The organism is Lachnospira pectinoschiza, from assembly GCF_900103815.1.
Classification (GTDB): Bacteria; Bacillota; Clostridia; order Lachnospirales; family Lachnospiraceae; genus Lachnospira; species Lachnospira pectinoschiza_B.
In genome coordinates this window covers 253,380-268,648 of sequence record NZ_FNHZ01000004.1, presented here as the reverse complement: position 1 = coordinate 268,648, position 15,269 = coordinate 253,380, and the positions used below count along the sequence as shown (strand labels likewise).

General features: G+C 35.8%; 17 protein-coding genes, 3 tRNA genes and 1 rRNA gene. 19 read left to right on the top strand and 2 right to left on the bottom strand.

What is annotated here, in order from left to right; translation table 11 throughout:
- The 17 genes from BLQ66_RS08270 to dnaB form a co-directional block, all read left to right on the top strand.
- A 23S ribosomal RNA gene (locus tag BLQ66_RS08270) occupies positions 1–173 on the top strand; the annotation flags it as partial.
- A 140-nt stretch (positions 174–313) separates the two neighbouring features.
- Positions 314–385 (top strand) — tRNA-Asn (locus BLQ66_RS08265).
- Between the two features lie 48 nt (positions 386–433).
- Positions 434–505: transfer RNA gene (locus BLQ66_RS08260), tRNA-Glu, on the top strand.
- Between the two features lie 26 nt (positions 506–531).
- Positions 532–602: transfer RNA gene (locus BLQ66_RS08255), tRNA-Cys, on the top strand.
- A 174-nt stretch (positions 603–776) separates the two neighbouring features.
- Positions 777–1,757, top strand: coding sequence for a hypothetical protein (locus BLQ66_RS08250; RefSeq protein WP_074521737.1), 981 nt, complete (start codon positions 777–779; stop codon positions 1,755–1,757).
- Positions 1,758–1,894: 137 nt separating this feature from the next.
- On the top strand, positions 1,895–2,812 hold the full coding sequence (locus BLQ66_RS08245; protein WP_074521736.1) for a nucleotidyltransferase family protein: 918 nt from the start codon (positions 1,895–1,897) through the stop codon (positions 2,810–2,812).
- A gap of 141 nt (positions 2,813–2,953) precedes the next feature.
- Positions 2,954–4,096 (top strand): YveK family protein, encoded by a 1,143-nt coding sequence (locus tag BLQ66_RS08240; RefSeq protein ID WP_074521735.1) that lies wholly within the window; start codon positions 2,954–2,956, stop codon positions 4,094–4,096.
- 202 nt (positions 4,097–4,298) lie between these two features.
- On the top strand, positions 4,299–4,883 hold the full coding sequence (locus BLQ66_RS08235) for a P-loop NTPase family protein (protein WP_074521734.1): 585 nt from the start codon (positions 4,299–4,301) through the stop codon (positions 4,881–4,883).
- On the top strand, positions 4,876–5,595 hold the full coding sequence (locus BLQ66_RS08230; protein ID WP_074521733.1) for an NAD-dependent protein deacylase: 720 nt from the start codon (positions 4,876–4,878) through the stop codon (positions 5,593–5,595). Before BLQ66_RS08235 ends, BLQ66_RS08230 begins: the two co-directional genes overlap by 8 nt.
- 20 nt (positions 5,596–5,615) lie before the next feature.
- Positions 5,616–5,807 carry a DUF951 domain-containing protein gene (locus BLQ66_RS08225; protein ID WP_074521732.1) on the top strand — a complete coding sequence of 64 codons (192 nt, stop codon included), beginning with the start codon at positions 5,616–5,618 and terminating at the stop codon, positions 5,805–5,807.
- Positions 5,808–5,909: 102 nt separating this feature from the next.
- The gene (gene rpsF / locus BLQ66_RS08220; RefSeq protein ID WP_027431011.1) at positions 5,910–6,197 is read left to right on the top strand and encodes a 30S ribosomal protein S6; all 288 of its coding nucleotides are present in this window, start codon (positions 5,910–5,912) and stop codon (positions 6,195–6,197) included.
- Positions 6,198–6,242: 45 nt separating this feature from the next.
- On the top strand, positions 6,243–6,707 hold the full coding sequence (locus BLQ66_RS08215; protein WP_074521731.1) for a single-stranded DNA-binding protein: 465 nt from the start codon (positions 6,243–6,245) through the stop codon (positions 6,705–6,707).
- A gap of 18 nt (positions 6,708–6,725) precedes the next feature.
- On the top strand, positions 6,726–6,989 hold the full coding sequence (rpsR, locus tag BLQ66_RS08210) for a 30S ribosomal protein S18 (protein WP_027431009.1): 264 nt from the start codon (positions 6,726–6,728) through the stop codon (positions 6,987–6,989).
- Between the two features lie 167 nt (positions 6,990–7,156).
- Positions 7,157–7,786: a cytidylate kinase-like family protein gene (locus tag BLQ66_RS08205; protein WP_074521730.1), complete on the top strand. Its 630-nt coding sequence runs from the start codon at positions 7,157–7,159 to the stop codon at positions 7,784–7,786.
- Positions 7,787–7,891: 105 nt separating this feature from the next.
- The gene (locus BLQ66_RS08200; protein ID WP_083330317.1) at positions 7,892–9,946 is read left to right on the top strand and encodes a DHH family phosphoesterase; all 2,055 of its coding nucleotides are present in this window, start codon (positions 7,892–7,894) and stop codon (positions 9,944–9,946) included.
- Between the two features lie 2 nt (positions 9,947–9,948).
- Entirely contained in the window at positions 9,949–10,395 is a 447-nt protein-coding gene (gene rplI / locus BLQ66_RS08195) for a 50S ribosomal protein L9 (RefSeq protein WP_074521729.1), read from the top strand.
- 25 nt (positions 10,396–10,420) lie between these two features.
- Positions 10,421–11,758: a replicative DNA helicase gene (gene dnaB, locus BLQ66_RS08190; protein ID WP_027431005.1), complete on the top strand. Its 1,338-nt coding sequence runs from the start codon at positions 10,421–10,423 to the stop codon at positions 11,756–11,758.
- Between the two features lie 84 nt (positions 11,759–11,842).
- Here dnaB and BLQ66_RS08185 read toward each other — a convergent pair whose 3' ends face one another.
- Positions 11,843–12,013, bottom strand: a complete 171-nt coding sequence (locus BLQ66_RS08185) for a DUF362 domain-containing protein (RefSeq protein ID WP_027431004.1) — start codon at positions 12,011–12,013, stop codon at positions 11,843–11,845.
- A 327-nt stretch (positions 12,014–12,340) separates the two neighbouring features.
- Between BLQ66_RS08185 and BLQ66_RS08180 the strand changes: the two genes are divergently transcribed.
- The gene (locus tag BLQ66_RS08180; protein WP_074521728.1) at positions 12,341–12,547 is read left to right on the top strand and encodes a DUF1858 domain-containing protein; all 207 of its coding nucleotides are present in this window, start codon (positions 12,341–12,343) and stop codon (positions 12,545–12,547) included.
- Between the two features lie 105 nt (positions 12,548–12,652).
- Here BLQ66_RS08180 and BLQ66_RS08175 read toward each other — a convergent pair whose 3' ends face one another.
- A complete protein-coding gene (locus BLQ66_RS08175; RefSeq protein WP_074521727.1) occupies positions 12,653–13,582 on the bottom strand; it encodes an adaptor protein MecA in 930 nt (309 codons plus the stop codon).
- A gap of 303 nt (positions 13,583–13,885) precedes the next feature.
- On the opposite strand from BLQ66_RS08175, the gene BLQ66_RS08170 reads away from it, so the two are divergent.
- Entirely contained in the window at positions 13,886–15,265 is a 1,380-nt protein-coding gene (locus BLQ66_RS08170) for a serine/threonine-protein kinase (RefSeq protein WP_083330316.1), read from the top strand.
- Positions 15,266–15,269 lie beyond the last annotated feature (4 nt).

Below are 15,269 nucleotides of genomic sequence, written 5' to 3'. Positions count from 1 at the left end.
AAGTCGGGACGGGATAAACGCTGAAGGCATCTAAGCGTGAAGCCCCCCTCAAGATGAGATATCCCATACGAATGTAGTAAGACCCCTTGAAGACGACGAGGTTGATAGGCAAAAGGTGGAAGCGTGGTGACATGTGGAGCTGATTTGTACTAATAGGTCGAGGGCTTAACCAAGTAAGGTTAAGGTTTGGATAGAGAGTGAGAAATCACTGAACAATACGAGGGTTATTCTTTAAGGATAATCAAACGGATGAATATATTTAATGTGCAGTTTTGAAAGAGCAATCTTTCAGGCATTATCGATAAGATAATATTCCTCGATAGCTCAATGGTAGAGCACTCGGCTGTTAACCGAGTTGTTGTAGGTTCGAGCCCTACTCGGGGAGCTATAAGAATAAGTGGTTCTGACCATTGGTTCTTATCAAAACTAATAAGGCGCCATGGTCAAGCGGTTAAGACACCACCCTTTCACGGTGGTATCAGGGGTTCAAATCCCCTTGGCGTCACTTATTCGCATATGTTTGGTATGTTTGGCGACATAGCCAAGTGGTAAGGCGTGGGTCTGCAACACCCTGATCACCAGTTCGAATCTGGTTGTCGCCTCTGAGCTTTAATCATTTTGATTAAAGCTCTTTTTTTATACCAATCTCTAAGTTAAAATCCGAGGTTAAAATCACCCCAATTATTTACTCAATTGACAAATCAATATAGTGCAATTTAGCTGCTATTGTGTTATAATACAAAAGATTTAGCAATAGTGAAATTATGGGGATTATTATGAAAAAGATAATAAAATTAACAGCTATAATGACAACACTAACTGCAACAATTTTTAGTCTTACAGCTTGCAATGGCAAGAAAGAAGCTACAATAGTTAGTGAAGAAGTAACAGAGGAAACAAAAGAACATGAAACAGTAGAAGCTAGTACTGCTGAGAAGTTTAGCTATACTGATCTAGTTATGGATAATATTAAATTGTTCATGACTGAGGATGAAGTTAAGAGTATTTTAGGCGAACCTGTTACTATAATCGATTCTTCTGAGATGGCTGAGAAGACTAATAAGTCAGAAGATACAACTAGTTCAGATAAATCAAGTTCTAGTGGATCGAGCAATTCAAGTAACAATAGTAATTCTAATAGCTCTAATAATGCTAGCGGTTCTAGTAGTTCAAGTTCATCTGCTTCTAGTTCTACAGGATCAAGTTCAACTGATTCTAACTCAGATGCAGCAACTGATGAGTATTACGAGAAAGTTTATTCATATAATGAATTAACATTGATTTTTATGAAGCTTGATGATGAGAATCATGCGGTTGAGAATCTTAGCGAAGAGGGTAGCTACAAATTAACAGCTATTGCATCCTTAAGTGAAGAGAATACATTTTCAAGAGGACTTAAGGTAGGAGATAAGTTAGAAGATATCTTAGATAAGTATTATAGAGATCAGGATTATAAGAATAATTACTATACTTTAGATGGTGATACAGTTCTTGGTAATTATTTATATGGCGATTCTACAATAGATACTTTAGAATCTGATTCTATTGAAGGCATTTTGGAATATGGAATCATAGATTATACAGGATATACATCTTTAGAAACAGCAGAAGAATACATGGTCACATTTACTTGCTTTGGAGATACTTATAAGAGTGAATATGCTGATATTGAAGATGATTTTGCTCAGTTGACATTCGATATGAATAACGATGGTGAAATCACAGCAATTAGATGGTATTATTATCCAGAAGAGTAGATGGAGAAAGAGTTTTAGGATTTATTAATGTGGTATTAATGAGGTAAATCGTAAAATTTTAAGGATAAATTCAGAACAAGTCTGTAGGAATGTTGTTCTGTTTTTATATATAAGTTTTAATTTATGGAGGATGTGTTATGAAGTCGACAACACTTGTTATTATGGCGGCAGGAATGGGTAGCCGTTTTGGCGGAGGTATTAAACAGTTAGAGCCAATGGGACCAAACGGAGAAATAATCATGGATTATTCTATCTATGACGCTATTGAAGCAGGTTTCAATAAAGTGGTTTTCGTTACTAGAAAGGATTTATTAGAGACATTTAAGGAAGTAATTGGTAACCGTATCGAGAAGGTTATTCCAGTTGAATATGTTTTCCAGGAAATCGAAGATGTACCTGCAGGTTTTAGTGCACCAGCTGATAGAACAAAGCCTTGGGGAACAGGCCAGGCAATTTTAGCATGTAAGGGTACAGTTAAAGATCCATTTTTAGTAATTAATGCAGATGATTATTATGGAAAGACAGCATTTAAGCTTATCCATGACTATTTAGTTGCAGATCGTCCAGCTACAGGTAAGTATGACTTCTGTATGGCAGGATTTATTTTAGGTAATACATTATCAGATAACGGCGCTGTTACTCGTGGTATTTGCGTTGTAAATGATAAGGAACAGTTAGTTGGCGTTGATGAAACAGGCGGAATCGTTAAGACAGCAACAGGTGCTCAGGCTGAAAAGAATGGTGCAATCGTTGATGTTGATCCACAGTCACACGTTTCAATGAATATGTGGGGATTCACAGCTGATTTCTTAGATGAACTTGAAGAAGGATTTAAGGATTTCTTATCAGGTCTTAAGGAAGGGGATATTAAGAGTGAATATTTACTTCCATCTATCGTTGATCAGTTAATCAAGTCTAATAAGGCTGATGTAGCTGTTCTTGAGACAAAGGACAAGTGGTTTGGTGTTACATATAAGGAAGACAAGCCAGTTGTTGTTGAGTCTATTAAGAAGTTAATCGAAGCTGGTGACTATCCAGAAAAGTTATATAACTAAAAAATTTGGCAGAGTGGAAATTTCCACTCTGCTTTTTAGGAAAAAAGTGTTATAGTAATAATATAAATAATACAATTAAATAGCTTTATGGCAAAATAAGACAAAAATTAGAGACAGAAATTTCTAGAAGGGGTGGAAATTATGAGAAAATTTGCAAGAGGAATTTTAGTTTTGTTGTTAGTTACAATCCTTGGAGGCGTGGGAAGCTATTTGTATGAGTACAATACAATTAAGGATATGTACAAGTCTGTGGCACAATTATATGTTGTTCCAGGAGAGGCTAACGAGGCAACATTACGAGCAGAAAATGGAGGACTTAAGGACGATTTTTCTATTGTTCTTAATAGTGACGTAGTTTTATCAGCTGCAAAGAATTTGGCTGGTACTTCTGAAAATCTTGAGAAGTACTTAACTGTTAATTCAGTGGCTAATTCAAATATTATTGAATTAGTTATTGTTAATCCAGATCAGAACACAGCTAAGACTTACGTTGATGCAATCGCTGCAACAGCAGTTAAGACAACTACAATTATTCCTGTAGAATCTATTCAGATTTTATCTGAAGGAACAAGCACAGGGGATAGCTTTAAACCAGACTTAATGCTTAAGACTGTAAGATTAACAGCACTTGTAGCTTTAGTTACATTTGCATTAGAAATGTTAGTATTATTCTTCTATTTAGCTTTCAGAAAGAGACCTGAAATCGAAGACGAATACTACGATTATGAACGAGAATATGGAGCAAAGTCTAAGAAGAGTTCTAATAAGAGATTTGAAAATGATTATATTGCGCCAAATGTATCAAACGACGCAATCGTTGAATTTGACGAATATATTTCAAAGAGTAATAAAGAAAAAGAAGCAGTAGAAACAGAGGCTAAGGCTGAAGAGGCAGTAGCAGAAACAGAGGCTAAGGTTGAAGAGGCGGTAGCAGAAACAGAAGCTAAGGTTGAAAAGACTGTAGCAGAAACAGAGGCTAAGGCTGAAGAGGCAGTAGCAGAAACAGAGGCTAAGGTTGAAGAGACAGTAGCAGAAACAGAAGCTAAGGTTGATGAAGCTGTAGCTGAAGCAGAGATTAAGACTGAAGAGGTCGAGACAGCTGAGAAGGTTGAAGAGACTGCGGTTGAAACTGCTAAGACAGAAACTAAAGAGGAGCCAAAGTTAGCAGAGGTCGCTGCTAATGAGGATGAGGTTGCTGAGAGTAAGGAAGTTGAAACTAAGGCAGAAGAGAAAGTGGAGGTAAAGAAGAAAAAGCTAAAGATTTTTGGCAGAGTTAAGAAGTAGAGGCTTTTGAAAAGTAGAAGCTTTTAAGAAATAGAAGCCTTTAGGAAGTAGAGGTTTTTTAGAGGCTTAAGCTTGATGAGATAAAGTTTTTAGAGGCTTAAGCTTAAGGCTGCTAAAAATAAGAGACAAAGTAGGGAAAATTGAATATTTAGTATGTAGAAACGTTAATTGATGATTTAGGCTAGAGTAAGGGGACAAGAGTATGTTTAGTGTAAATATTGATAAGTTAATCGACGTATCTTCAGCTGAGATGGATACTTACAAGGATTTGGCAGAAAATGTTGTGAAGGAATTAAATGGAGAGAAAACATTTTCAGTTGTAACTGGAGGAATGGGAGCCTTCAAACTTGCGTATTGTGTACATCTTATGGGAAAGAAAGTGCTCTTTATAGATGCAGATATTTCTAGTGACGTATTTGTGGGAAAATACAAGCTAGGAAAGAATATAGCTGGGGTTATGGATTTTTTAAGAGACGTGGATAAGGCAGGCAATATTGTTTGCCATACTAACAAAGAAGGTTTCGATGTCATTTTCACAGGAAATATTGATGGGGATTCCTTAAACACTGATAATGAGATGATCATGAAGGGCTTGATTGATTCTTATAGCAAAGTTTATGATTTAGTGCTTGTGGATTCGGATATTAGTGGAACCGCTGCAAAGTACAGTAGTGCTGCGGTGCTTATGGTGGATGAAAATCAATTTAGTGAGGATGAGGCCGAGGACTATACAGAGAAATTAGAGGCTTTAGGCTGTAATATTTTAGGAGTGATTTTAAATGAGTAATATTGATGAGTTCTTAAATTTAGTTAAGGACAGCGACAACATAGTTTTCTTTGGCGGAGCGGGAGTTTCAACTGAAAGTGGAATTCCGGACTTCCGTGGGGCAGATGGCCTTTATATGAGCAAATATAACGGCTTATCGCCAGAAGAAATTATTAGTCATTCATTTTACTTAAGACACCCGGATGTCTTTTATGAATTTTATAGAGAGAAAATGTTGTTTCCAGAGGCAAAGCCAAGCACAACACATTTAGCTTTAGCAAAGCTTGAAGAAATGGGAAAACTAAAGGGTGTTATTACACAAAATATTGATGGACTTCATCAGATGGCGTGCAGTAAAAATGTAGTGGAGCTTCACGGTTCTGTGCATAGAAATTACTGTACAAAATGTCACAAGTTTTACGATATGGAATACATTTTCAAAAGTAAGAACATTCCGAAGTGTAGCTGTGGCGGGGTGATAAAGCCTGACGTGGTACTTTATGAGGAAGGCCTTAACGAGGATGATATTTACAAGGCTGTGGATTTAATAAGAAATGCAGATGTTCTTATAATAGGAGGAACTTCTCTTGGGGTTTATCCTGCAGCGGGTTTTGTAAATGAATATAGGGGTAGCAAGATGGTTTTAATTAATAAATCGAAGACTCCTTATGATTCCAAGGCGGATTTACTAATTAATGATGCCTTAGGTGAGGTATTTAAACACTTATTATAATTTTTTAAAGAGGTGCTCTAATGGAGGCAATTTTAAAATTAGAGACTAATGATATTGTTGAAATGAAAAAGCAACATCCTTGTGGTTCTAAGGATTGGAAGGTAGTTAAAACGGGAGCGGAAATCAAATTGTCTTGCTTAGGATGCGGACATGAGATTGAAATTAAGAGGTCTGTTTTACAAAAGAGTGTAAAAAAAATTAAAAGGGCTTGATTTAAATTTCTCCTTATGATATTATCTTTATCTGTGATATATTTTTATCCTTGTTCCTTCGCAGTAGAAGGGACCTAAAGACCAAAAGGAGGTGCGACGTAGATGAATAAGTATGAGTTAGCATTAGTTGTAAGCGCGAACGTCGAAGAGGAAGTAAGAACAGCTACTATCGAGAAGGTTACAGAGTTAATCACTCGTTTCGGTGGTACAATTACTGATCCAGGTACTAGCGAGAAGAAGAAGCTTGCATACGAAATTCAGCATATGAACGAAGGTTTCTATTCATTCATTAAGTTCGAAGCAGAAGCTTCTGCTCCAGCTGAAATCGAAAACAGACTTCGTATTGTTGAAAACGTACTCAGATTCTTAATCGTTAAGGATGGCGAGTAATTAACGACGTTTATTATTGCTTATAACCTTGTAGAGGAGGCAATTATGAACAAAGTAATTTTAATGGGCAGATTGACTAGAGATCCAGATGTTAGATATTCTAACGGAGATAGTTCAAGTGCGCATGCGAGATATACATTAGCAGTAGACAGAAGAAGATCTAGAAATAGTAGCGATGATCAACCAACAGCAGACTTTATTCAGTGTGTAACATTTGGTAAGTCAGCTGAGTTCGCTGAGAAGTATTTTCATCAGGGAACTAAGATCGTAGTAACTGGTAGAATCCAGACAGGTAGCTATACTAATAAGGATGGACAGAAGGTCTATACTACTGATGTAATTGTAGAAGAACAAGAATTTGCGGAAAGCAAGTCAGCAGCCGCTTCTAATGGTGCAGACTATTCAGGAGCAGCTTATACACCATCAAGACAGCAGCCTAGTCAGGAAGCTGGAGACGGATTTATGAATATTCCAGATGGCGTTGAGGATGAGGGCTTGCCTTTCAACTAAGATAGGAGGTAGCTTACCATGCCAGAGAAGAAGGCTGAAAGATCTGAAGGTCAGATGAGAAGAAGACCTATGCGTAGAAGAAAGAAAGTTTGTGCTTTTTGTGCTGACGCTAATAAGGTATTAGATTATAAGGATGTAGCTCTTTTAAGAAAGTATATTTCTGAAAGAGGAAAGATCCTTCCTAGAAGAATTACAGGTAACTGTGCAAAGCATCAGAGAGCTTTAACAGTAGCTGTTAAGAGAGCAAGACACGTAGCTCTTTTACCATACACTGTAGAATAATTTGTGATTTATCACTTAAATTTAACAACCACCGAGTATTCGGTGGTTGTTTTTTTATTGTCAAACTATTGATGTTATAAATAATGACAGAATTTATTTTAGTGATATAATATATTTAAAGAGATGTGTGAGTCTAGAATATAATATGTATTTTAGGAGGTAACAGGATGGAAAAGAGAGTTGTGATTACTATTGGTAGAAGGTTTGGTAGTGGCGGACATGTAGTTGGGGAACTACTTGCAACAGCACTACAGATTCCTTACTACAATAATGAACTTATTAATCTAGCTGCAAAAAGGGGTGAGCTAGATAAGAAGGATATGGAAAAATTTGATGAGAAGAAATCAAATCCATTTTTATTTGAAGGAAATTTTGCAGGAAATCAGTATGCTCCTAAGGGCGAGCCAATGGAGGATGTTCTTTTTAAGCTTCAAAGTGATGTTATAAAGAATATTGCTAATAAATCGGATGCAGTAATTATTGGTAGATGTGCGGATTTTGTACTAGAGGAAAAGGATGGATATTTGCCAGAAATTAATGTATTAAGTGTATTTATTGATGCGCCTATGGAGCAGAGAATTGAAAGAGTTAAATCATATTTTGACTTTGATGATGACCAGGCTAGCAAGCTTATAAAGAAGAGAGATAAGCAAAGAAGAGCTTACTATGAATCTCACACTAAGCGTAAATGGGCTAGTAAAGAGAGCTATGAATACTTCTTTGATTCAAGTGAGATGTCAATTAATGATATAGCAAGAGAAGTAAAAAATATATATGACAAGATGAAAAAAGAATAGTATATATGTTATAATGGTGAGGATAATATGGTGGGCATAGACATATGTTTAAGCTTGCTAAATTTTGGACTTGGGCATAGAGATAATCTATGTATGGTGATATAAATGTTTAACAAAAAGAAGATGTCGTTAAATCCGACAGGACAATTGAATAGTTTATTTATATGGCCAACTGTACTATTAATCATCTTAGCAGTGGTTAATATTGGTATATATTTTGTATCTAGCCAGGCAGGAATTATTGTTAGCATTTTCCTAGTAATTTACCTTGTGGTATGCGGAATAATGCTTCTTTACTTACGTCCAAGAATTGCCCATGACTTAATTGAGTTTGCCTCAAATTATTCTCAGGTACAGAGATTACTTTTTAACAAGTTGAGTATTCCTTATGCTTTACTTGATAATAATGGACAAGTTTTATGGCTTAATGAAGAGATGCAGTTGTGCCTTAATAAAAGTAAAGATTTTAATAAGAATATATCTAGCGTTATACCTGAAATTAAATATAACATTTTCCCAGAAATTGGAGAATCGACAGATGTTCCAGTGGTGTTAAATGAGAGAAATTACAGGGTTGAGTTACACAGAATTAGCGCAGATAAGATTGCGGAAGGGACTAACATTTTAGAGAGAAATTATAATGCTAGTCTGATTGCTATGTACATGTTTGATGAGACTGATATTAACATGTATATTCAGAAATTAAGAGATGAAAGATTCGTAGTGGGTTTGGTTTACATCGATAACTACGAGGATGCTCTTGAGGCAATTGACGATGTTAGAAGATCCCTTTTTGTTGGACTTATTGATAAGAGAGTTAATAAGTATTTTTCTCCGGGAGCTGCTATTGTTAGAAAGATGGAGAAGGATAAGTATTTAGTGGTATTTAGATATAAGTATCTAGAGAAGCTATTAGCGGATAAGTTCAGCATTTTAGAGGATATTAAGGGTGTTAAGATTGGTAATGAAATGACACTTACATTATCAATTGGTGTTGGTACAGGCGCTTCTGATTACTCTAAGAATTTTGATATGGCAAAGGCTGCAATGGATCTTGCTCTTGGTAGAGGTGGAGATCAGGCCGTTGTTAAGGATAATGAGAAGATTCACTACTTTGGCGGTAAGAGCCAGCAGATGGAAAAGAACGCCAGAGTTAAGGTTAGAGTTATGGCACATGCCTTAAGACAGATTTTAGAGACTAATGAGAGAGTTTTGGTTATGGGTCATACAATTCCAGATATTGATGCATTTGGCTCAGCACTTGGTATCTACATAATTGCTAAGAAGATGGGCAAGGACGCTCATATTGTTTATGGCGAGGTTACAAGTTCAGTTAGACCTTTCATTAACAGATTTAAGAACAACGACGATTATCCAGCGGATATGTTCCTTACAAAGGACGAGGCGCCGGATTATGTAAATTCTAATACAGTAGTTGTGGTAGTTGATGTTAACAGACCTCAAAGAACTGAGTGTCCGGAACTTTTAACTAAGTGTAAGACAATTATTAACTTTGATCATCATAGAAGAACTAACGACACTATTACTGGTGCGGTTCTTTCATACATTGACCCATATGCTTCTTCAGCATGTGAAATGATTGCAGAAATGATTCAATACGTGGATGATAGCATTAAATTAAAGGCCTTTGAGGCGGATGCTATGTATGCAGGTATTAATATTGATACGGACGGATTTAATAACAAGTCCGGTCCAAGAACCTTTGAGGCAGCTGCTTTCTTACGTAGAAATGGTGCAGATGTAACAAGAGTTCGTAAAATGTTACGTAATGATATGGATGAATACAAGGCAGTGGCAGAGGCTGTTAGTAAGTCAGAAGTATATAAAGATGCATTTGCTATTACAGTATTTAATGGTGATGGACTTGAAAGTCCTACAATTGGTGGCGCTAAGGCTGCTAATGATTTATTAGATATTAATGGTATTAAAGGTTCTTTTGTTATTACACCTTATGAAGGAAAGATTTTCATTTCAGCTCGTTCTATTGATGAAATTAACGTTCAGCTTGTTATGGAAAAGCTAGGCGGTGGCGGTCACATGAGCGTGGCAGGTGCTCAGCTTGAAAATGTAACAACAGACGAAGCAGTTGAAATGATTAAGCAGACTCTAGATAGTATGATAGAAGAAGGAGAAGTGTAGACATGGAAGTAATACTTTTAGAAGACGTTAAGACATTAGGAAAAAAAGGACAGATTGTAAAGATTAATGACGGTTATGCAAGAAATTTTGTATTACCTAAAAAGCTTGGTATAGAAGCTACAGCACAGAATTTAAATGACTTAAAGCTTGCTAATAAGAGAGCCGAGAAGGAAGCTGCACAAGAATTAGCAGCTGCTAAGGAGTTAGCAAAGAAAGTAGAAGAGTCAACAGTTACAGTTTCAATGAAGACAGGTGAAGGCGGAAAGACATTTGGCACAATCTCAACTAAGGAAGTTGCAGAGGCAGCTAAAAAACAGCTTGGTCTTGAAATTGATAAGAAGAAAATGAAACTCGATGAGCCTATTAAGACATTGGGAAGTCATATTATTACAGTTAAGCTTCACAAGGAAGTTAGCGCAAAACTTACAGTGAAGGTTGTTGAAAAGTAGAATTTATAGTAAAGAGGATTAGATAATGGATGAGGCAATAGTTACTAGGCAAATGCCTAGCAGTATTGAGGCGGAGGCTTCTGTTGTTGGATCTATGATGCTTGATAGACAAGCGATTTTAACGGCTAGTGAGCAATTAACTCAAGAAGATTTTTATTATGGTAATTATGGAATTATGTTCCAGACCATAGTTGATATGAATAATGAAGGAAAACCAGTTGATATCGTAACTCTACAGGAGCGCCTTAAGGAAAAGGATGCCCCACCTCAGGTTTACGATTTGGATTTCATTCGTAATTTAATTGCATCGGTACCAACATCGGCTAATATTAGACACTATGCAGGTATCGTAAAGGACAAGGCTCTACTTAGAAGTGTAATTAGAACTACAGAGGGCATTGCCAATGACTGTTATGCAGGAAATGACAAGACTGAAGACATTTTAGCAGAAACAGAAAAAAGAATATTCGACTTAGTTAAGAATAAGGGGGATCACGAGTACACAAGCATTGATAAGGTTGTACTTGAGGCCCTTGATAGAATTTCAGAGGCGGCTAAGAATAGAGGTAGCGTAACTGGTGTGCCTACGGGTTTTAAGGATTTGGATAGATACTTATCAGGTATGCAGCCATCAGATTTTATCTTGGTTGCGGCGAGACCTTCTATGGGTAAGACTGCCTTTGTATTAAATGTAGCAGAGCACGTGGCAATTAAAGAGGGCGTTACAACAGCAATCTTTTCTTTGGAAATGTCAGATGTGCAGTTGGTAAACAGAATGTTATCTCTTGAATCTACAGTTGATGCGGATAAGATTAGACGAGGAAATCTAGATTCTGGAGATTGGGGTAAGTTAATTGAAGGTGCTGATAGCATTGCAAAGTCACACTTAATCATTGATGATACTCCTAATATTTCAATTTCAGAATTGCGTTCAAAATGTAGAAAATATAAGTTAGAGCACAATCTTGGACTTATTATTATCGATTACCTTCAGTTAATGAGTGGTAATGGTAAGACTGAATCAAGACAGCAGGAAATTTCAGATATTTCTAGATCTTTAAAGGCTCTTGCCAGAGAATTAAATGTACCAGTTGTTACACTTTCTCAGTTATCAAGAGCGGTAGAACAAAGACCAGACCATAGACCGATGCTTTCGGATTTGAGAGAATCTGGTGCCATCGAGCAGGATGCCGATGTTGTTATGTTCCTTTATAGAGATGATTACTACAACAAGGATACTGAATTCCCTGGTGTAGCTGAAATTATTATTGCTAAGCAGCGTAACGGTCCTATTGGTACTGTTAAGATGGCTTGGTTACCAGAGCAGACAAGATTTGCAGATTTGCTTAAGGATGAGAGATAAAAAAAGACCCGAGCATAGCTCGGGTCTTTACTTTAATACGTATTAGATAAATATTAAAGATGCATCCAAAACTCTTAGTAAAAACTACTGTGGGTTAGGAGCACCAACAGGACAGACACCTGCACAAGCACCACACTCGATGCAAAGATCTGGATTGATTTCGTAGTGGTTAGCACCTTCGCTAATAGCCTCTACTGGACATCCTGCAGCACAAGCGCCGCAACTAATACAATCATCATTAATTACATATGCCATGTTAAAATACCTCCTTAAAAAGATACTTTATTATACGATAAAATTTATCAAAAATCAAGCAAACCCGCATAGTTACTCAATTTAACACATGAATAAGTCTTCATATGTTAACTTATTGAACAAAAAGATTGCATAAATACTGGATTAGAAAACAATACAACCATACAACAAACTATAGTAAGAATATACTAACTGCAAAAATAAATTTAAGCATTTCCTTTAGTTTTCTTTAAGATTTACTAGCTTGACAAGGAGAATTAACCTAGTTAATATAAAAACTGTTTAGATACATTTTCAAAATCAGAAAAAGAAAGGTAAAGATAGATTATGAAGAGAATTACTAAGGATACAAGAATCGGCGATGCAATTCAGATGGAACCAGGAATTATTCCTATTTTACTTGGTGCAGGTATGCACTGTATCGGTTGCCCATCTTCAATCGGTGAGACAATTGAGGAAGCAGCAGAAGTTCACGGCCTTGATTGTGATGACTTAATGGAAGAGATTCGTACATATTTAGCATCACTTGGTTAATTAAGAGGCTAGCTTAATGCAAAATAAAAAGAGTAGTAAGAATTATTAGCTTTGCAGGTTAATTTCTTACTACTCTTATTTTATTGTTTTATTAAATTGTAGATCTTAAATTGTTGTTAAAATCTGAACGGCGTGTTTCTTGATTAAAACTTCCTGATGTTCCTTGAAGTAATCTACAGAGGAAACATCCATTGTTTCTTTCTTGCCGTATTCAGAAAGGATATTGCATATTTTATTAAAGTTTACAGAGGATGTGTTCTTTCTTGTAATTGCAAGATAATAGTGATTATCCTTTGTGTCCTTAAAGAAAGTACTATCGTCTGAATATATTGGATTAATTATTAGGGCTGCATCTGTGGCATCATCAAGAGTGTTAAAAGAGAAAACTCTTACAACAACTGGTGGTGTTAAAGTAGAAACATCTGCTGTATTGTCCTTAATAATTGAGTCTTTATTGTCTTTATTATCCGTAGCGGATTTATTAGTTCCATTAGCATTAGATATTGACTGGCTAAGAGGAACAAAGCTATCACTGTTAGGTGAAACCTTCTTCTTGTTAAGGTAATCCTTAACCTGGCTAAAGATGTTCATTAAGTCATTGCCTAAATCTTGGATCTCGCTATCAAGATTTTCAACGGAATCTAACTCATCTGAAAGCTTACCAGGAACCATATCTTCGTCCTCGTCATCATCTGAATCGTCATCAAAGTCATTATAATCATAGTCTTCAAAATCCTCTGATTCATCGCTGTCTGAGAATCTTGAAAATCTAGTATCTAATTCCTCAGGATTATCAACCTTAGTTATAATCAAAACTATGCATTCAGCTGAAACAGGAATAGCCTCAATCATAAGAGGTAAATCTTCTGCTTCAAAACCTAGCTCATAGTTAGCTTGTCTCATCATATCGCGAAAGAGTTCTCGCGCTTTTTCACTTCCATAAGCTAATTCACTAATTTTTAATTGTCTTGATGCAAGGTCTGATTTGTTAAGTGTGCATCTAATTTGGTTATCATTAATCTTCTCTATTTTCATATGGCACCTCACATTCTTAAACACCTATATAGATGTTAGATTAAACGTTAGTGTAAATTTAAAATTTAGCTAACAATATTTCCATTCTTATATTGTTATCGGCAAAATAAAAAAATGCTTTATCCTTATGTTAATAATACTCATTTTTATTTGTTATGTAAAGGATTTGGAGCTCATGTGGGAATTAAATTTTGCTTTTGAAAATAAAAAAAGTATAAATCTGCGATTGACAAATAAATATATTTCTAGTAATATACCCAAGGATGTTACTCGTACTTCACCACTAAAGGGAGGTAATGCCTAATAGAAGATAGTAAGTATGAGCTAATATGCGAGCTTGCAAGAACTAAGCAATCTAGAGTATGTATAATTAGACATAAGAATTTTGATTGTTTACGAATTGCGAAATTTATTTCTAAGACCAATGGAGATGGAGATAACATTTTCACAAAGGTCAATCTAATTAAGAATCTTAGACATCCTAATATTCCACGAATAATTGATATTGAAGAAGATGACAACGAAATAGTTATTATTAAAGAATATGTTGAGGCGATGACTTTATCGAAATTTTTAGATGAGAAAAATTTAAGGGATAAAGAAATTGCTAAGATAATGATTAATTTGTGCAATATACTGGAATATATGCATGACACAGCAAATCTTCTTCACATGGATCTTAAACCAGATAATATAATGATTGATAATAATGACGAACTTTGGTTGATAGATCTTGGAAGTGTTGTAAACAAGAATATTGAAACGAAGGTGAATACGGGTAGTCCAACTTTTGCAGCACCAGAGCAATATTTAGATGAAACAGCATCTATCCAGTCGGATATTTATGGACTAGGCCAGGTCCTAGCCTATATGTGTCAGAAAAAACAAACAAAAGATGACAGGTTTAAGGAAATAATTAAAAAAGCGACAAAGCACGAAAAAAGTCAAAGATACAAAAGTGTAGCAAACTTAAAAAGGGCTTTAACTGCCATATTAGAGGAATTAGAGGTTACGAAGGAAACGTCCAAAATAATTTTTGTCAGGGGAATGAGACCAGGCATCGGAGTGACGCACATTTGCTTAAGTCTAGCTAAGTGGATGGGGCAGTTTACAAGGGTGAGTCTTATTGACCAATCAACTAATAACCACCTAAGAACGGAAGGCCTAAAGGGTGTTCTTAGCAAAGATGGTTCTCTAGAGCTTGAAGGCTTTAATGTAATTCCAAATTATAACAATTTCATAGAGGTTAATGATGACGCAAGAGTAAAGATTGTGGATTTTAGCGGCAGAAGCGAGAACTACATCAGTCAAAAACGTAAGGAACTAACAGGGCTTGAGGACGTCACTTTGATTGAGTGTTTAGTGCTTAGCGGAGGTCCGGCTCTTTTTGAAGAAATTTTATCTCTAAAAAATGTGCCAGAGGAGACGCTAGTTTTCATGAATCTGCTTAGTGCCAAAGACTTTTATGAGTGCATACGATTAATGGATAGAAGGGAAATTTATCGAATTCCTTGTATCTATAATTATAAAGAGGATTATAAAATTTTAGATGAGACTCTTGCAGGCTTTAGGGAGGAGCATTTTAATGAATTTTATTGGAAAGGTAGGAAGAAAATTTTTAAGGGCAGCAGCCTTTATGAATTTTTAAAAACTAATTTTGATAAGCTTAAAAAGAAATTCTAAGAAA